This window comes from Plantactinospora sp. BB1 (genome assembly GCF_003030385.1).
Lineage (GTDB): Bacteria > Actinomycetota > Actinomycetes > Mycobacteriales > Micromonosporaceae > Plantactinospora.
In genome coordinates this window covers 6514761-6529607 of sequence record NZ_CP028159.1, presented here as the reverse complement: position 1 = coordinate 6529607, position 14847 = coordinate 6514761, and the positions used below count along the sequence as shown (strand labels likewise).

15 protein-coding genes are annotated in these 14847 nt (G+C 72.9%); 2 read left to right on the top strand and 13 right to left on the bottom strand.

Going from position 1 to position 14847, the window contains the following annotated elements; translation table 11 throughout:
- Positions 1–105: 105 nt before the first annotated feature.
- The 6 genes from C6W10_RS28475 to C6W10_RS28450 all read right to left on the bottom strand — a co-directional run bounded on the left by C6W10_RS28475 (position 106) and on the right by C6W10_RS28450 (position 4624).
- Positions 106–927 carry an ABC transporter ATP-binding protein gene (locus tag C6W10_RS28475; protein WP_107262109.1) on the bottom strand — a complete coding sequence of 274 codons (822 nt, stop codon included), beginning with the start codon at positions 925–927 and terminating at the stop codon, positions 106–108.
- On the bottom strand, positions 924–1994 hold the full coding sequence (locus tag C6W10_RS28470) for an iron ABC transporter permease (protein WP_107262107.1): 1071 nt from the start codon (positions 1992–1994) through the stop codon (positions 924–926). Before C6W10_RS28470 ends, C6W10_RS28475 begins: the two co-directional genes overlap by 4 nt.
- The gene (locus C6W10_RS28465; protein WP_107262105.1) at positions 1991–2923 is read right to left on the bottom strand and encodes an ABC transporter substrate-binding protein; all 933 of its coding nucleotides are present in this window, start codon (positions 2921–2923) and stop codon (positions 1991–1993) included. The genes C6W10_RS28470 and C6W10_RS28465 overlap by 4 nt, the downstream gene beginning before the upstream one ends.
- Before the next feature lie 383 nt (positions 2924–3306).
- Positions 3307–3735 (bottom strand): nuclear transport factor 2 family protein, encoded by a 429-nt coding sequence (locus C6W10_RS28460; RefSeq protein ID WP_107262103.1) that lies wholly within the window; start codon positions 3733–3735, stop codon positions 3307–3309.
- Positions 3732–4196 (bottom strand): SRPBCC domain-containing protein, encoded by a 465-nt coding sequence (locus C6W10_RS28455; RefSeq protein WP_107262101.1) that lies wholly within the window; start codon positions 4194–4196, stop codon positions 3732–3734. The genes C6W10_RS28460 and C6W10_RS28455 overlap by 4 nt, the downstream gene beginning before the upstream one ends.
- Entirely contained in the window at positions 4196–4624 is a 429-nt protein-coding gene (locus tag C6W10_RS28450) for a helix-turn-helix transcriptional regulator (RefSeq protein WP_107262099.1), read from the bottom strand. Before C6W10_RS28450 ends, C6W10_RS28455 begins: the two co-directional genes overlap by 1 nt.
- Before the next feature lie 101 nt (positions 4625–4725).
- Between C6W10_RS28450 and recQ the strand changes: the two genes are divergently transcribed.
- On the top strand, positions 4726–6585 hold the full coding sequence (gene recQ / locus C6W10_RS28445; RefSeq protein ID WP_107262098.1) for a DNA helicase RecQ: 1860 nt from the start codon (positions 4726–4728) through the stop codon (positions 6583–6585).
- 45 nt (positions 6586–6630) lie between these two features.
- Here recQ and C6W10_RS28440 read toward each other — a convergent pair whose 3' ends face one another.
- Positions 6631–8547 (bottom strand): M14 family zinc carboxypeptidase, encoded by a 1917-nt coding sequence (locus tag C6W10_RS28440; RefSeq protein ID WP_107262096.1) that lies wholly within the window; start codon positions 8545–8547, stop codon positions 6631–6633.
- 209 nt (positions 8548–8756) lie between these two features.
- On the opposite strand from C6W10_RS28440, the gene C6W10_RS28435 reads away from it, so the two are divergent.
- Positions 8757–10118 carry a C39 family peptidase gene (locus C6W10_RS28435; protein WP_107262094.1) on the top strand — a complete coding sequence of 454 codons (1362 nt, stop codon included), beginning with the start codon at positions 8757–8759 and terminating at the stop codon, positions 10116–10118.
- Between the two features lie 92 nt (positions 10119–10210).
- Here the strand turns inward: C6W10_RS28435 and C6W10_RS28430 are convergent, their stop codons facing one another.
- From C6W10_RS28430 to C6W10_RS37575, 6 genes are all read right to left on the bottom strand, one after another.
- A complete protein-coding gene (locus tag C6W10_RS28430) occupies positions 10211–10510 on the bottom strand; it encodes a DUF4229 domain-containing protein (RefSeq protein WP_107262092.1) in 300 nt (99 codons plus the stop codon).
- Between the two features lie 14 nt (positions 10511–10524).
- Positions 10525–10953 (bottom strand): hypothetical protein, encoded by a 429-nt coding sequence (locus C6W10_RS28425; protein ID WP_107262090.1) that lies wholly within the window; start codon positions 10951–10953, stop codon positions 10525–10527.
- 164 nt (positions 10954–11117) lie between these two features.
- Complete coding sequence (locus C6W10_RS28420) at positions 11118–12332, bottom strand: ABC transporter permease (protein WP_107262088.1); 1215 nt, start codon at positions 12330–12332, stop codon at positions 11118–11120.
- Positions 12329–13039 (bottom strand): ABC transporter ATP-binding protein, encoded by a 711-nt coding sequence (locus tag C6W10_RS28415; protein ID WP_107262086.1) that lies wholly within the window; start codon positions 13037–13039, stop codon positions 12329–12331. Before C6W10_RS28415 ends, C6W10_RS28420 begins: the two co-directional genes overlap by 4 nt.
- Positions 13036–14232 carry an efflux RND transporter periplasmic adaptor subunit gene (locus C6W10_RS28410; protein WP_159104795.1) on the bottom strand — a complete coding sequence of 399 codons (1197 nt, stop codon included), beginning with the start codon at positions 14230–14232 and terminating at the stop codon, positions 13036–13038. Before C6W10_RS28410 ends, C6W10_RS28415 begins: the two co-directional genes overlap by 4 nt.
- Positions 14229–14792 carry a hypothetical protein gene (locus C6W10_RS37575; RefSeq protein ID WP_159104794.1) on the bottom strand — a complete coding sequence of 188 codons (564 nt, stop codon included), beginning with the start codon at positions 14790–14792 and terminating at the stop codon, positions 14229–14231. The genes C6W10_RS28410 and C6W10_RS37575 overlap by 4 nt, the downstream gene beginning before the upstream one ends.
- Positions 14793–14847: the final 55 nt, after the last annotated feature.

The following is a 14847-nucleotide window of genomic DNA, read 5'->3' as shown; positions in this document are numbered from 1 at the left end:
GCCCGGTCGACGGGCACCTTCCGCCTTGCGGCGGTGCCACGGTGTCACCAAGGTGACACCGTGGCACCACGCTCGAAGAGCGGCCCGGTCGGCTCTCCGCGACCGCTAGGAGGCGGGGCGCCGGGCGCGGACCGGGACGACGAGGGGGCCGTGCTCCCCCTCGATCACCCGGACCCGGGCCCGGTAGTGCGTGCCCAGCAGCTCGTCGGTGAGCACCTCCCGGGGCGGGCCGTCGGCGACCACCGCACCGGCGGCGACCAGCACCATCCGGTCGGCGTACTCGCCGGCGACCGAGAGGTCGTGCATGGTGGCCAGCACGGTCAGCCCGTGGTCGGCGCGGAGCTGGTCGACGAGTTCCAGCACCTCCTGCTGGTGGCCGATGTCCAGTGCGCTGGTCGGCTCGTCGAGCAGCAGCAGCGGGGCGCCCTGGGCCAGCGCCCGGGCCAGGAAGACCCGCTGCCGTTCACCGCCGGAGAGCGTCGCCAGCGGCCGGGCCGCGAAGCCGGTCAGGTCCAACCGGTCGAGTACGTCGTACGCGGCCGCCAGGTCGGCGGCGGACTCCCGGCCGAGCGGCGGCACGTACGGGGTGCGGCCGAGCAGCACGTAGTCGAGTACCGCCATCCCGGCCGGCACGACCGGGGACTGCGGCACCGTCGCCACCGTCCGGGCCCGGTCCCGGCGGCGCAGCCGGGCGATCGGCGTACCGAAGAGGGAGACCGACCCGGTGCCGCCCGGCAGCAGCCCGCCGACCGCGCGGAGCAGCGTCGACTTGCCGGCGCCGTTCGGTCCGATCACGGTGACCCACTCGCCGGTCCGGACCGAGAGGCTGACCCCGGTCAGGATCCGCGCCCCGCCGAGGGTGACGCCGAGGTCGGTCACCTCGACGGCGACGCCGGTCGGGGCGGTCGTCCGGGTCGGGGCGGTCATTCCGCCACCCGGCGGGTGGTGCGCAGCACGATCGCGAAGAACGGGCCGCCGAGCAGCGCGGTCACCACGCCGATCGGGATCTCGGCCGGCGCGGCGACGGTCCGCGCGGCCAGGTCGGTCAGGGTCAGGAAGGCCCCGCCGAAGAGCACCGACAGCGGCAGGATCGTCCGGTAGCTCGCCCCGGCCAGCATCCGTACGACGTGCGGGACGATGATGCCGACGAAGCCGATCAGCCCGGAGACCGACACCGCGGCGGCGGTACCCAGCGAGGCGGCGCCGACCAGCAGCAGCCGGGACCGTTGCGGATGCAGCCCGAGACTGGCCGCCTCGTCGTCGCCGAGGGCGAGTACGTCGAGTTCGCGCCGGTGCACCAGCACCACGGCGGTGGTGAACACCGCGTACGGCAACACCACGAGTACGTCGTGCCAGCCGGCGGTGGCCAGCCGGCCGAGCATCCACGAGTAGACCTCCTGGATGCTCTCGGCGTTGCGTTGCAGCAGGTAGGTCTGGCCGGCGGCGAGGAAGGCGGAGACCGCCACCCCGGCCAGGATCAGCGTGGCCGGGGAGCGGTCCCGGCCACCGGCCGCGCCGAGAAGGTAGGTGAGCAGCACCGCGCCGAGCGCGCCGACGAACGCGGCCAGCGGCACGGTGACCGGCAGCCCGACCGTGACGTCGGCGCCGGTGACCCCGCGTACCACGATCACGGCGGTCACCGCGAGTCCCGCTCCGGCGGCGACGCCGAGCAGGTGCGGGTCGGCCAGCGGGTTGCGGAAGACGCCCTGGTAGCAGCCGCCGGCCAGGGCCAGCATCCCGCCGACGAGCAGGCCGAGCACCACCCGGGGCAGCCGCAGCTCGGTGACGATGGCGATCTCGCGCTCGTTGAGTCCGCTGTGCAGGTGCACCCCGGGTACCAGATTGAGCAGCTCGATCGCGACGCTGCCCGGCGGCAGGCTGACCGGCCCGAACGCGATGCCGGCCAGCGCGGCGACCAGGACCGCCGCGAAGCCGGCGGCCAGCCACCGGCGGCGCAACCCGGCCGGCCGGGTCGGGGCGCCGGCTCTGCTCAAGCGGGTACCTTGGCGACCGCGTCCACGATCGTCCGGAGCAGCTCGACCACCCGGGGACCCCACCGGGACGCGATGTCGTCGTCGAGCCCGACGATCTGGTTGTTCTTCACCGCGGTCATCCCGGACCAGCCCTTGCGGGCCGAGACCGTCTGCGCGGACTGCTGGCAGCACTTCGTGTCGGCCAGGAAGACCAGGTCCGGGTCGGCCTTGATGATCGCCTCCTCGGCGAGCTGCGGATAGCCGCCCTTGGAGCCGTCGGCGTCGGCCGGGTCGGCGATGTTCTCCAGCCCGACCATCCCGAAGAGCGAACCGACGAAGGTCTTGCTGGTCAGCGAGTAGTACTCCGGACCGAGTTCGTAGAAGTAGCTGAGCTTCGCCGGCCGCTGCGCCAGCTCCGCGACCAGCTTGCCGATGTCGCCCTTCATCCGGCCGACCAGGTCGGCCGCCTCGGTCGGGTGCCCGGTGAGGGTGCCGAGGTCGGTGATCTGCCGGTACGTGTCGTCCAGCGTCTTCGCCGCCGGGGCGAGATAGTGCGGGATCTTCAACTGGGTGAGCTGGTCCACGATCTTGTTCAGGTCGTTGGTGAGTACCACCAGGTCGGGGTTCTTCGCCGCGATCGCCTCGGCGTTCGGGGTGAAGGCCGACAACTCGGTCTTCGGCGCCTCGGCCGGATAGTTCGAGTTGTCGTCGACGGCGGTGACCTGGCCGCCCGCGCCGATCGCGAAGAGCATCTCGGTGGCGGTCGGCCCGAGTACGACGATCTTCTCGGGGCGCTCGTCGAGGGTGAGCGTGCCGACGGTGACCGGATAACTGCCACCGCTGGCGCTCGGCGCCGCCTCCTGGCCGGGGTCGTCGGCGGCGCAGCCGGTCAGCGCCAGCGCCGCGCCGGCCAGCAACGCGGCCAGCAGTCGGGGCGTACGTCGGGTCATCGGTCCTCCTGTCGGGGTGAGGTCTGGTGCTCCGCCGACAGGTGCCTGTGCCCCGCCCACGGGGCGCCCTTCCTCGAAGGCGCTTTCCGCGACCGCGCCGCAGGCGACCTGGCTCATCCTCCGCACGCCCGGGCTCGGGGCCGCCGCCAGGGGCGGGCAGCGGTGCGGAAGGCATCACAGTTGCGGGACAGCGCCGGTTTCACACCGGCTTCGCTGCGGGGTGGTCGGGGCAACGGTAGCGCATCCGCTGAGTGACCCGGCAGCGGCATAGCGCCATCCGCAGACCGTTCCCGCTGATCAGGATTGGTCCGGCGGCAGCGGAGGAGGTGTCCCGGCCGCCCGCCCGGCCGGGCACTACCGACTGCCGCTCTGCGACTGCCGACTCAGCCGCCGGTGGTGATCTGGCCGGTCGACGGGTCGAACGGGAAGGAGACGTGTTGGTGGATCATCTGCCACCGGCCGTCGACCTTCCGGAACACCCGGGTCCCGCGTGACCAGGTCTCGACCGGCTCGCTACCCGGCTCCTGGACGCGCATCCGGTTGAGCCCCCAGGTGACCGCGATGTCGTCCCGGACCACGACCTCCAGGTCCGGGATGTCCCACCGGAAGTCGCCCTCGGCCAGTTCGAAGCCCTGCCGGCAGACCTCCCGGACCGCGTCCGCGCCCCGGTAGACCAACGGGGCCGCGTGCTCGTACGAGACCACGTCGGGGGCGATCTTCGTCATCACCGCATCGAGATCCTTCGCGGCGGAGTCCCGGAACCACTCCGCGAACTGTCGGCGGATCTCCTGCTCGGCACCGGTCTGCGTCACGACGTCCTCCCGGTGGACACGTCGACGAGGTGCGCGTCGAGCTTGTCGAAGCAGCCCCGCCAGCCCTCGGCGTTGCCGTCACGTACGGCGACGGACTCGAAGCCGGTCTGCTCGAAGGTCATTTCGGTCTTGCCGTCGTGGTCGGCGAGGAGCACGGTCACCACCGTCTCCGCCCCGGTGTTGCCGGCATCGTCCGACTGGATCAGCGTGAAGACCAGCCGCTCGGGCGGTACGACCTCGCGGAACTCGCCGTACTCCCGGTGGGTGGCGCCCTCGGGGGAGCGGAACTCGACCTGCCACCGTCCGCCGGGCCGCGCGTCCAGTTCACACCGGGTCACCTGGAAACCCGGCGGGGCGAACCAGGTGCCGACCTCCTCGGGCCGGGTCCAGGTGCGGAACACGAGGTCCCGGGGCGCGTCGAAGACCCGGACGATCGGAATGCGGGGTGTCTCTGCTGCCATCACGGTTTCCTGCTCTCTTCCCGGTTGTCGGTCTCTGGTCTGTCGTCAGGTGCAGGTCTCTCGTCAGGTGCTGGTCTGTCGTCAGGTGCTTGCCTGTCGGCGGGTTCGCCCTGGAGTTGGGCGAGCCGCTCGTCGAGTTGGTCGAACCGGTGCTGCCAGAGCCGCCGGTACGCGCCGAGCCAGGCGTCGATGTCGGCCAGCGGTTCGGCTCGGATCCGGCTCGGCCGGCGCTGCGCGTCCCGGGCCCGGGTGACCAGGCCGGCGGCCTCCAAGACCGCGACGTGCTTGGAGACGGCCCGGGGCGTCATCGCGAACGGTTCGGCGAGTTCGGTGACCGAGGCGTCGCCGTGCAGCAGCCGGTCCAGGATCGCCCGTCGGGTCGGGTCGGCGAGCGCCGCGAAGGCCACGGTGAGGGTGTCGCGTGCCATTCGGTACCTCCTAGTTCCGGAACTAATTGGTACCGTACGACTCGACCGGCGTCGAAGCAAGCGGTACGTTTCCGTCGGGTGGGGCTCGTAGAATCCGCCGGATGGCCCTCCCCACCGACCAGCAGACTGACGAGACCGAGCAACGAACCGGCGACGCCCTCGACGTGCTGCGCCGGGTCTTCGGCTACGACAGCTTCCGTGGCGAGCAGCGCGAGATCATCGACCAGGTCGTGCGCGGCGGCGACGCGCTGGTGCTGATGCCGACCGGCGGCGGCAAGTCGCTCTGCTACCAGATCCCCGCGCTCGTCCGGGACGGGGTCGGAGTGGTGATCTCGCCGCTCATCGCGCTGATGCAGGACCAGGTCGACGCGCTGACCACCCTCGGGGTACGCGCCGGCTTCCTCAACTCCACCCAGGATTTCGAGACCCGGCGGCTGGTCGAGGCGGCCTTCCTGGCGGGCGAGGTCGACCTGCTCTACCTCGCCCCCGAGGCGCTCCGCTCCGAACACGTGCTCCGGCTGCTCGACCGAGGCAACATCGCGCTCTTCGCGATCGACGAGGCGCACTGCGTCGCCCAGTGGGGCCACGACTTCCGCCCCGACTACCTGGCCCTGTCGATGCTGCACGAGCGGTGGCCGGCGGTGCCCAGGATCGCGCTGACCGCCACCGCCACCCCCGACACCCACGCCGAGATCGCGGCCCGGCTCAACCTCAAGGACGCCCGGCACTTCGTCGCCAGTTTCGACCGGCCCAACATCCAGTATCGGATCGTGCCGAAGCGGGAGCCGAAGAAGCAGCTCCTCGACCTGCTCCGCACCGAGCATCCCGGCGACGCCGGCATCGTCTACTGCCTCTCCCGGGCCTCGGTGGAGAAGACCGCCGAGTTCCTGGTGCAGAACGGCATCCCGGCACTGCCGTACCACGCCGGGCTCGACGCGCCGACCCGGGCCGCCAACCAGCAGCGGTTCCTCCGCGAGGACGGGCTGGTGATGGTCGCGACGATCGCCTTCGGGATGGGGATCGACAAGCCGGACGTACGCTTCGTCGCCCATCTGGACCTGCCGAAGTCGATCGAGGGCTACTACCAGGAGACCGGCCGGGCCGGCCGGGACGGGCTCCCCTCGACCGCCTGGCTGGCGTACGGGCTCCAGGACGTGGTGCAGCAGCGCAAGCTGATCGAGGGTTCCGACGGCGACCTGGCCCGGCGCCGGGTGCTCGGCACACACCTCGACGCGATGCTGGCGCTCTGCGAGACGGTCGAGTGCCGGCGGATCCGACTCCTCGAATACTTCGGTCAGCAGAGCGGGCCGTGCGGCAACTGCGACACCTGCCTGTCCCCGCCCGAGTCCTGGGACGGCACCGTCGCGGCGCAGAAACTCCTCTCCACCGTGCTGCGGCTGCACCGCGAGCGCGACCAGCGGTTCGGCGCCGGCCAGTCCATCGACATCCTGCTCGGCCGGCAGACCGAGAAGGTCATCCAGCACCGGCACGACACGCTCAGCGTCTTCGGCATCGGCACCGAGCTGACCGAGTCCGAGTGGCGCGGGGTGGTCCGGCAACTCCTCGCCCAGGGACTGCTGGCGGTCGAGGGCGACTACGGCACGCTGGTGCTCACCGAGAGCAGCGGGGACGTCCTCGGCAAGCGGCGCGAGGTGCGGATGCGCCGGGAGGCACCCCGGGCCGCGTCGAGCGGCCGGGCCGGGAAGCCCCGGGCCGCCGGTGCCGCCGCCGTCGCGCTGCCGCCGACCGCCGAGCCGGTCTTCGAACGGCTCCGGGCCTGGCGGGCGGCGACCGCCAAGGAGCAGGGCGTACCGGCGTACGTCATCTTCCACGACGCGACCCTGCGGCAGATCGCGGCCGAGCCGCCGACGACCCTGGCCGAGCTGGCCCGGGTCAACGGTGTCGGGGAGAACAAGCTCGCGAAGTACGGGCAGCAGATCCTGGAGACCCTCGCGGAGTGAGCCGCGCCCCGAGCCCGCCCACCGAGCGGGCCCGGGGTCGCACCGCTAGGAGCTGGTGACGGTCACGTTGTCGACCGCCGCCTCGACCAGGCTGGCCCCGGAGGCGTCGGCGGCCTGCACCAGCAGCCGCACCGACTGCCCGGCGTACGCCGACAGGTTGGCGGTGGCCGTGGTCCAGCTGCCGTTGCGGTTGCTGGCCGCGCCGGCCTGGTTGAGCAGTTGGGTCGTCCCGCCACTGTGCACCACGCTGACCCGCAGGTAGTCCGCGGTCGAGGCGTTCGACCCGTGCGCGAGATACCAGGCCAGGGAGAGCGTCAACGTGCCGCTCGCGGGCAGGGTGATCGCCGGTGACTGGGCGCTGGTCACGCCGCCGTCCACGTCGTGGTCACCGGCCGCCGCACCGGCGAGCCGGCCGGTGACCAGGTCGTTGCTGCCGGCGTACGGGGCGAGCTGCTTGGCGCCGCTGGAGCTGGTCGCCTGGGCGGCCCCCCGTTCCCACGCCCCCGAGGTGGCGGTGTCGGTACCGGCCGGGTTGACGGTCCAGCCGGTCGCGGTCTCGAAGGTGTCCGACCAGACGGTGGTGCCGCCACCGCCGCTGCCGCAGTACGTCGCCTGGAGCCCGACCACCCGGTACGGGCAGTCGGCGTACTCGCTGAGGATCAGCACCGCCTCCCGGTTGCGGGAGGTCTGCGCCGGGATCACCTCGTCGGGCGGGTAGAAGCCGCCGCCGCCGGCCGAACCCGGGTACATCTCGAAGGTGTACGCGAAGATGTTGTGGGTGGCCCACATCCAGTCCAGGCTGTCCCCGTCGGTGATGTAGAGGTCGCTGGACTGTTCCGGGGTGTAGCCGTTGGTGGCGGCCATCTGCTGGCCGAGGGTGCGGAAGGTCCGCTCCTGGTCGGCGTTGAGCCCCGGCCCGGTGTTCGCGGTGGTGTAGCCGTACGGCCAGAGCACGAGCTGCGAGTACGTGTGGAAGTCGATGTTCACCTTGATCTGCTGGGTACCGCCGACGACCCGGCTGTTGACGAAGTCGCGCAGCCGGGCGGTCTCCGGGGCGGAGAACGCCGACGGGCCCCGGTAGGTCTCCGAGGAGGTCGAGCCGGAGGAGCCGCCGCAGCAGCCCCAGTTGTAGCCCCAGTTGCGGTTCAGGTCGGTGCCGACGTTCGACGAGCCGCTGTTCGGCTGCCGGTTCTTCCGCCAGGACCGGTAGGAGCCGGTGGCGATGTCGTACTCGCTGCCGTCCGGGTTGACCGTCGGGACGATCCAGATCTCCCGGGTGTTGACGATGTTGGTGATCCGGGAGTCGGAGCCGTAGTTGTCGGTGAAGAGGTTGAGCAGATAGATCGCCATCTCGACGGTCAGGTGCTCGCGGGCGTGCTGCTGCGAGTTGAAGAGGATCTCCGGCTCGTTCTCGTCGGTGCCGACGTTGTCGGAGATCTTGATGACCGGCAGGTCGCGTCCCTCGTAGGAGGTGCCCATGCTGGACCGGCGGGCGATGCTCGGATGGTCGGCGACGACCTGGTTGAGCACCGCGTTCAGTTCGGCGTAGTTGTGGTACGCCGAGTCGGCCGGCGGGAAGTCGAGCACCCCGACGTCGCCGTCGTGCTGGTGCTGGCCCCGGTCCGGCGGTGCCGGTACGGCCGCCACCTCGAAGCCGAGCGCGGTGATCGCCTTCACCTCGGCCGGGGTGGCGGTGACGTAGAGCGCGCCGTGTTCGGCGTAGTCGATGCTGGTACCGGTGGCGGCCACGGCGTTGCGGTCGGCCAGGGTGCGCGGCCCGGTCACCCGGTATTCGGCGCTGGTGGCGGTTTCGGTGCCGGCCCGGTCCGGTTGGGCGCTGGCGGTGCCGGCCGCCGGACCGATCCCGGCCACGACGAGTCCGAGCACGACCGTGCCGGCGAGCGTGCCGGCCCGGGTCCGGTGCCGGATCGACGGCCCGGAGATCCAGGTGCGGAAGGGCATGTAAACCTCCTGGGGGTAGGGAGGACTCCGCTGGGTAGTGCACACTGCACCATCCGTACCATGGTCATATCAATATGGATCACTTGACGTCCAATGCCAGTTGCACCCTTCTCCCGGCAAAGATTTTCTTGGCTCGGACATCTGGCGAAAGTTCCTGCCAAGCGGAATAGTGGCGACAGGACCCCGACCTTCGTCCCCGCGGAGCATCGATGGCCAGTTCCCCGCACCACCCGATCAGCCGACGCACCTTCACCCTCGCCGGCCTCTCCGGCCTGGCCCTGCTCGGCACCGGCGTGCCGGCCCGGGCCGGCTCGGCGCCCGGTCGCCCCCGCCCGGTGCCGCACGACGAGCAGATCACCTGGCAGGACTTCTCCAGCTACTCCGACTGGCGGCGCGGCACCCACCAGGGCACCGTCGCCGTCCCCGGATCGCGGGCCGGGATCACGATCCTGCGCCCGGCCGGCACCACCGAGTACGCCGACCCGCACACCGGCACCACCCGCACCTGGTCGTACGCCACCTGGACCTCGCCGGTCACCCCGGTCGGCTTCGACGCCAGCGAACTGGTCGCCTCGTGGAACGCCGACACCCCGGCCGGCACCTGGATCCAGATCGAACTCCAGGGCACCTACAACACCGGCGCGCTGACCCCGTGGTACGTCATGGGCCGGTGGGCCGCCGGCGACCAGGACATCCGGCGTACCTCGGTGAACCGGCAGGGCGACCCGTACTCGACGATCTGGACCGACACCTTCTCGATCGACGACGTGGCGAACGGCGTGCTGCTGCGGGCCTACCAACTGCGGCTGACCCTCTACCGCGCCCCGGAGAGCCGCCGCTCACCCCGGGTCTGGCTGCTCGGCGCGATGAGTTCGCTGGTGCCGGACCGGTTCACCGTGCCGGCCAGCACCGGCCGGATCGCCTGGGGCCGGGAGCTGCCGGTGCCCCGCTACTCGCAGAACATCCACGCCGGGCACTACCCGGAATACGACGGCGGCGGCCAGGCCTGGTGCTCGCCGACCTCCACCACGATGGTGCTGGAGTACTGGGGCAAGAGACCCTCCGCCGAGGAGACCGCCTGGGTCGACCCCGCCTACCCCGACCCGTCGGTCAACCACGCCGCCCGGATGACCTACGACTACACGTACTCCGGCTGCGGCAACTGGCCGTTCAACACCGCGTACGCCGCCTCGTACGGGCTGGACGCCAAGGTGACCCGGCTGCACTCGCTGGACGAGGTGGAGCACTTCATCGCCGCCGGGATCCCGGTGGTCACCAGCCAGTCCTTCCTGGCCGAGGAGCTGGAGGGGGCCAACTACGGCACCTCGGGACACCTCTTCGTGGTGGTCGGCTTCACCGCCGACGGCGACGTGGTGGTCAACGATCCGGCGTCGTCCAGCAACGACGTGGTGCGCAACGTCTACCGGCGGGACCAGTTCGAGCAGATCTGGCTGCGGACCAAGCGGATCAACGCCAGTGGCGGGGTCTCCGGCGGGTCCGGCGGGATCGCGTACCTGATGAAGCCGTGCGGGAAGCCCTGGCCGAAGCTGGCCGGCTCGACCAACTGGTAGCCGCGCCGACACCAGCCCACCTGGGGAGGATCATCGACCCCGTACCCGGCCAACGACGTCCGGGTGCGGGGTCGGTGCCGCAGCGGGCCCGGCTACGACCTGTCGGTCGGCTTCTCCGCGTCGGTCGGCTTCTTCGCGCCGGTCGGCCGGTCCTCGCCGGCCAGCGCGGCGCGCAGCCGCTCCTTCTCGGCCCGGCGCTTCTCCGCCGCCCCGGCCAACTGCTGGGCCATCTCGTCCCGCCAGCCGCGGAGCAGGAAGAACGCCAGCGCGGCGGAGAACGCCACCGCCAGCATCAGCTTGAGGAAGAGATTCATCTCGACCGGCCAGAGCGCCAGGGCGACCGCCAGGAACAGCCCGATCCGGCCCAGCGTGTACTTCACGGCGGGACTCATCCGCGCATCTCCGATCAGCTCGTCCGGCCGGCGAGCCAGCGGACGCCGACAAACCACACCAACGCGTACGCCATGGCGAAAACCGCCGCCGCCAGCCCACCCGAGACCAGCGGCGGGGCCGAGGCGGCCAGCCCGGCGGCCAGCAGTCCGACGGCGATCCCGACGGCCGCGGCCACCAGCGCCGCCGCGACCCGGGCCGGGCCGAACCGCCAGGCCCGGAACTCCTCGACGAAGATCCATGCCGGCAGCACCACCGCGAGCCACCCGCTCGCCCGGCCGAACTCGCCCAGCCCGACCAGCGAGGCGCCGAGGTCGATGACGAGCAGCGCCACCAGCCCGACGACCACCCCGACCAGGGCGACGCCGAGCAGGTCGGCCAGGACCACGATCCGCCCCTGGTCGTCCCGCCGGGGAAAGGGCGCCCGCTCGCTCCGCTCGGTCATGCCGCCTCTCCGCTGCGCTCCACGCCGGCCGGCGTCGACGCCGGTCCGCGCCCGCTCCGCCCGCTCATGACCTTTCGAGGGTACGTGAGCGGGCGCCGAACCACCCCTGCCGGTCCGGGCCGTGCGGCACGGCGATCCGGGAGTACCCGACCAGCGGTCCCCGGCTATCCGGCCCGGAGCGCCTCGGTCGGCGACATCCGGGCGGCCCGGGCCGCCGGATAGAGCCCGGCGAGGGCGCCGGCCAGCAGGCTGCCGACGAGCCCTCCGGCGAGCGCGTCGACCGGTACCACCACCGCCCAGTCCCGGGCGGCGGCGTAGCCGATCGTGATCCCCGCCCCGATCACGGCGCCGACCGCGCCACCGGAGACGGAGAGCAGGACCGACTCGGTCAGGAACTGCCGGCGTACGTGTGCCCGGGTCGCGCCCAGCGCCCGGCGCAACCCGATCTCGCCCCGCCGTTCCAGTACCCCGATCACCATCACGTTGGCGATCCCGACACAGCCGACCAGCAGCGCCACCGCGCCGAGCCCCAGGAACAGCCCGGTGTACGCCGCCTCGGCCGCCGCCCGGGCCACCAGGGCGTCCGAGGGCCGGCTCACCTCGACCTCGCTCGGGTTGGCCGGGTTCGCCACCATCGGCAACCGGTCCCGGACCCGGGTCACGGCCTCCTCGGCGGAGCGCTGGTAGATCCTGGTCGGCAGCCCGTCGAAGCCGAGCCGCTGCACCGCCACCGGTACCCCGACCAGCACCGCCGAGTCGACGGCCGGGTCGAGGACCGCCGGCCCGAGTACCCCGACCACGGTGAACCACTGACCGGCGAGGAAGAGCTGCGGGCTGCCGCGTACCTCGGTGACGCCCAGCCGGCGCGCGGCGGCCGAGCCGAGCACCGCCGCCGGATAGCGCTCGGTGGCGGGGTTGAGCCAGCTTCCGGAGACCACCGGCACCCCCAGGGTCGCCGGCAGGCCGAGGCTGGCCGCCAGGATCGAGATTCCGCCGCTGTTGCCGGCCGGCATCCGGTCGTGCCGGTAGACGCCGCCGTCGACCCGGCCGACGTGCGCGGTGGCCCGGACCCCGGGCAGCCGGCCGATCATGGCCGGCGCCTCGGCCGGCAGCTTCGCCTCCTCGCCGGTGAGCGACTTGCCGGGCTGCACGGTGAGCAGGTCGGTGCCGAGCGCGTCGATCTGGGCCAGCAGCCCGGCCTGGCTGGACGCGGAGATCCCGAGCACGGCGACGACACAGGCGATCCCGATCGCGATGCCGAGGCCGGAGAGCGCCGCCCGGGCCGGCCGGCCCCGGATGCCGAGCAGGCCGAGCGGCAGCACGTCGGCCGCCCGCAGCCGGGACCGGGGCAGCCGGGCCGGAGACGCCGGGCCGGTCATCCGGCCACCGCCGCCGGCTCGACCCGGCGCGGTGACGCCGGCTCGTCGGCCACGATCCGACCGTCCCGCAGGCGGATCCGGCGGGGCAGCACGGCCGCGAGCGCGGTGTCGTGGGTGACCACCACGACGGTGGTGCCGTCGTCGTTCAGCTCGCGCAGCAGCTCCAGCACGGCGGCGCCGGAGCGCGAGTCGAGGTTTCCGGTCGGCTCGTCGGCGAGTACCACGGCCGGCTCGCCGACGACCGCGCGGGCGATCGCCACCCGCTGGCACTCGCCGCCGGAGAGCTGACCGGGCCGGTGCCGCAGCCGGTGCGCCAACCCGACCCGGTGCAGTGCGGCCACCGCCCGCTCCCGGCGCCGCGCCGCCGGCAGGCCGGTGTAGAGCAGGCCGGTGGCGACGTTGTCGACGGCCGAGAGGGTCGAGGTCAGGAAGAACTGCTGGAAGACGAAACCGATCCGGTACGCCCGCAGCGCCGCCAGCTCCGCGTCCCGCAGCCGGCCGGTGTCCCGACCGTCGACGTGCACGCTGCCGTCGCTGGGCCGGTCCAGGGTGCCCATCAACTGGAGCAGTGTCGTCTTGCCCGAGCCGGACGGGCCGACCACGGCCAGCAGTTCACCCCGGTCGATTCGCAGGTCGACGTCGCGCAGCACCGGCAGGTCGCCGTACCGCCGGGAGACGGCGCGCAGTTCGAGTACGGGTCCGTTCACAGCGTCGGCACCTCCACCTGAGTGCCCTCGGCGATGCCCGCCCCGGAGACCTCGACCCGGCCGGAGGTGAACATCCCGGTCCGCACCGGTACGTTCCGCCGGCCGCCCTCCGGGTCGACCACGACCACCGCGTACGCCCCGTCGGGGCCGACCGTCAGCGCCTCCACCGGCACGCTGAGCACGCCCCGCCGGGTCTCGGCCGGGAAGGTGACCGTGACCGCCCCCTCGGCGACCCCGCCGAGCCGGCTCTCCGGGACGCTGATCCGCACCTCGACCGGCACCGTCTGCGGGCAGGAGTTGCCCTGGCAACCGGTCGGCTGCCCACCGGCCTGTGCCGCCGTACCGCCGGGCTGGCCCTGGCTGGACGGGGCCTGCACGGTACTGCCCAGCGTCGCCACCGTGCCGTCGACGGTACGGCCGGTCGGCAGTTGCACCCGGACCGCCTGACCGACCCGGACCAGCGCCCGGTACGACAGCCGCAGGTCGAGTTGGACACTGTGCCCGGTGCCGGTACCGGCCAGCACCGGGGCGCCCGGCTGGATCCGCTGGCCGATCAGCGGCTGTACGGCACCGACCCGGACCGCGCCGGGTGCCACCAGTACGTCGCCCGGGGCCACCCGGCCGGTCTCCTCCACACCCAGGTCGCGCTGCCAGCGCCGGACCGCCCGGGCGGTCGCCCCGGTGTAGGAGTTGTCGATGGTCAACCCGGCCGGCTCGGCGTGCCCGAGTTCGACGAGGTTCCGCTCCAGTTGCCGTACGTCGGCGCCGCTGTCGCCCGGGGCGAGCGGACGGTAGAGCGGCAGCGCACCGTAGAGCAGCGAGATGGGGCGCAGGTCGACGCCGAGGATCCGCTCCCCGCGCTCGACCACGTCGCCGGGCCGGGGCACCCAGGTCACCGTTCCGGCCGCCTGCCCGACGAGCTGGTACGCCCCGGCGAAGCCGAGCCGGCCGGTCGCCTGCACCGAGGAGACCAGGTCGGAGCGGGTCACCGGCCGGGTCGGCAGGGTCGCCGCGACCGGGCGGGGCTCGGCGGGCCGGCGGTCGACGTACCAGTGCACGGCCAGCCCGGCGGCGACCAGCACCAGCAGACCGGCGACGGCGGCCAGCCGGCGCGGCCAGCGCCGCCCGGGAGCCGGTGCACCGGGTGGCCCGGCCACGGACCGGTCCGGAGCGGCCGGCGCGGGCGCGGTCACTTCGTCCGCCCGGTGGCCTTCGGTCCGGGCGGCAACCCGTCGACCAGATCGGCGTACTTGGCCGGCAGGTGTTCCCGGCACGCCTGCGCGGCCGGCCGCCAGTTCGGGGCGGAGAGCACTTCGCCGTCTACCCGGAGGCCGCCCTCGGCCGGCGGGTCGGGCATCTCGACGCCCCGCTCCCGCATGCACCGGGCGAACGCGAGCACCTGCTCGGCCAGCTCGTCCCTGGTCGGTGCGCCGGCCGCCACCGCCGCCGCGTCCAGCGCCACCCGGCACTCGGTGCGGTCCGCCTCGTACCGCGGGTCGCCGCGCAGCTCCGGCTCCGCGAAGCCGGGAAAGCCGCGTTCGTCGAAGACCGGATCGGGTACGTCGTAGCCGCGCTCGCGCATGCAGGAGCTGAAGTGCAGCGCGGCGGTGCGCAGCTCGCCGGCCGGGTCGGCTCCGCCGGACGCCGCCGAGGTGCCCGGGTCGGTGCCGTCGTCGCCGCCGCAGCCGGCCAGCGCCAGCCCGATCAGCAGGGTGAGCGCGGCGACCGGTACGCCGCCGATTCTGGTCCGCATCCGCTGGTTCCTCCCGTTCGAGATTCGCCGGACCAGCATCGGGAGCGGGGTGTGC

Coding starts and splice junctions, on each gene's coding strand:
- C6W10_RS28475 (WP_107262109.1), bottom strand. CDS start 927: ATGACCGCCCCGACCCGGACGACCGCCCCGACCGGCGTCGCCGTCGAG.
- C6W10_RS28465 (WP_107262105.1), bottom strand. CDS start 2,923: ATGACCCGACGTACGCCCCGACTGCTGGCCGCGTTGCTGGCCGGCGCG.
- C6W10_RS28455 (WP_107262101.1), bottom strand. CDS start 4,196: ATGGCAGCAGAGACACCCCGCATTCCGATCGTCCGGGTCTTCGACGCG.
- C6W10_RS28450 (WP_107262099.1), bottom strand. CDS start 4,624: ATGGCACGCGACACCCTCACCGTGGCCTTCGCGGCGCTCGCCGACCCG.
- recQ (WP_107262098.1), top strand. CDS start 4,726: ATGGCCCTCCCCACCGACCAGCAGACTGACGAGACCGAGCAACGAACC.
- C6W10_RS28440 (WP_107262096.1), bottom strand. CDS start 8,547: ATGCCCTTCCGCACCTGGATCTCCGGGCCGTCGATCCGGCACCGGACC.
- C6W10_RS28435 (WP_107262094.1), top strand. CDS start 8,757: ATGGCCAGTTCCCCGCACCACCCGATCAGCCGACGCACCTTCACCCTC.
- C6W10_RS28430 (WP_107262092.1), bottom strand. CDS start 10,510: ATGAGTCCCGCCGTGAAGTACACGCTGGGCCGGATCGGGCTGTTCCTG.
- C6W10_RS28425 (WP_107262090.1), bottom strand. CDS start 10,953: ATGACCGAGCGGAGCGAGCGGGCGCCCTTTCCCCGGCGGGACGACCAG.
- C6W10_RS28420 (WP_107262088.1), bottom strand. CDS start 12,332: ATGACCGGCCCGGCGTCTCCGGCCCGGCTGCCCCGGTCCCGGCTGCGG.
- C6W10_RS37575 (WP_159104794.1), bottom strand. CDS start 14,792: ATGCGGACCAGAATCGGCGGCGTACCGGTCGCCGCGCTCACCCTGCTG.